Below are 316 nucleotides of genomic sequence, written 5' to 3'. Positions count from 1 at the left end.
CACTTGTACCTTGCTTTGCGCATCTACGTAAACAGGCACGTGAGCGATAATGGTTTTACCGATATTTTCTTGCCAGATACGTACTTCACAAATGCCAGTGCTCGTATTATTACTGACACTATTTTTAATTTTAGCAGCATCAAGCAGTCCCATATTGATGGCACAAGCGCCAACCGCAGCGGTTAAATTACCACAGTTACCTGCCCAATCAATCATTGGTTTGGCGATATTGACCTGTCCAAACAGATAATTGACATCGTGGTCTGAGTTAGAAGACTAAGATAAGATTACGGTCTTTGAGGTGCTAGAGCTACCA

The 316-nt window shown here is 42.4% G+C and carries 1 pseudogene; it reads right to left on the bottom strand.

What is annotated here, in order from left to right:
* A pseudogene (locus AAEY75_RS14410) lies at positions 1 to 316 on the bottom strand (PrpF domain-containing protein); the annotation flags it as partial.

Origin of the sequence: Psychrobacter sp. TB55-MNA-CIBAN-0194 (assembly GCF_040309505.1) — a bacterium.
GTDB classification, from domain to species: domain Bacteria; phylum Pseudomonadota; class Gammaproteobacteria; order Pseudomonadales; family Moraxellaceae; genus Psychrobacter; species Psychrobacter fozii.
This window is presented reverse-complemented; position numbering and strand designations above follow the sequence as displayed.